The sequence below is a fragment of the Kineococcus glutinatus genome, assembly GCF_039542765.1.
Classification (GTDB): domain Bacteria; phylum Actinomycetota; class Actinomycetes; order Actinomycetales; family Kineococcaceae; genus Kineococcus_A; species Kineococcus_A glutinatus.
The window spans coordinates 1-1269 of the sequence record NZ_BAABIL010000813.1 but is presented as its reverse complement, the minus strand read 5'-3'; the positions used below and the strand labels follow the sequence as shown (position 1 = coordinate 1269).

The window sequence follows — 1269 nt, the reverse complement described above, 5'->3', positions numbered from 1 at the left end:
CAGCAGAGCGGGGGCGACGACGAGGCAGCCGGGCAGCACGCGCCGCTGCGAGGGACCGGTGACGGCCCGCACCGCGTGCGGCACGGCCAGGCCGATGAACCACAGCGGGCCGGCCACCGCCGTGGCGCCCCCGCACAGCAGCGTGATGGCCAGCGCGGTGAGGACGCGGGTGTGGCCGGTGCGCGCGCCCAGGGCGCGGCCGCTGTCCTCGCCGAGGGCCAGGGCGTCGAGGGCGCGGGTCTGGGTCAGGGCCAGCACGACGCCCGCGGCGATGAACGGCCCGATGTCCCGCAGCGTGGCCCAGTCCGCCCCGGCCAGGGCGCCGACCTGCCAGGAGCGGTAGCGGTCGAAGGTCTCCGGCTGCAGCAGCACGAGCGCGCTCGTCAGGGCCAGCAGCACCGCGCTGACGGCCGTGCCCGCCAGCGCCAGGCGGACCGGTGTGGCGCCGCTGCGACCGGTCGCCCCGATGAGGTAGACGACCACGGCGGCGGCCGCGGCCCCGGCCATCGCGCTCCAGCCGATGGCCGCCGTGCTGGTCAGGCCGAGCACGCCCACGGCGACGGCCATGGCCGCGGCGGCCCCGTTGTTGACGCCGAGCAGGCCCGGGTCGGCCAGCGGGTTGCGGGTCAGGGCCTGCATCAGGGCGCCCGCCAGGCCGAGGGCCGCCCCGACGGCCAGGCCGGCCACCGTCCGCGGCAGCCGCAGCTCCCGCACGACGAGGCCGTCGGCGGAGGTGTCGGAGCCGGCGAGGGCGTCCACGAACGTGCCCAGCGGCGCGGCGCGGGCGCCCACGGCGAGGCTGAGGCCCACGACGAGCAGCAGCACGGCGAGGACGAACAGCAGCCAGGCCAGCGGCCGGCCCCGCCGCCGGCCCGGCGCGGGGGCGCGTGCCGGTCCCGGCGCGGCGGGCCGGTCCGCGGTGGTCGTCATGTGGCGAGGTTATCCGCAGTGAGGTTAGCCTTCCCAATTCGACGGCAGGTCCGCCGCTCCAGCTCGGCGGCTGTGCCGCCGATGGGTGCATGGGGCACACTTGTCCCCGGCGGGCGCGCTGGAGCAGCGGCGCCCGCGGTCGAGTGCGATGCGCCGCAGGCGCCGGAAGTCCCAGCGAGTCCCTCCACAGCGAGCGGGGTCGATCGTTCGACGGCCACCCCGACACCACCTGCAGAGAGGCTCGCCCGTGAGCACGCCCACGTCCCGACCCGCCCCCGGCACCACCCCCGCCACCCCGCGCCGCCGGCGCGCGACCTCCGCCGCCGGCCCCGCCGCGGC

1 protein-coding gene is annotated in these 1269 nt (G+C 78.6%); it reads right to left on the bottom strand.

All coding sequences use genetic code 11. The annotated features are described in order from the left end of the window. Window positions 1–930 (bottom strand): iron chelate uptake ABC transporter family permease subunit (locus ABEB16_RS21655; protein WP_345714240.1); only part of this gene is annotated, 930 nt, incomplete at its 3' end. Window positions 931–1269 lie beyond the last annotated feature (339 nt).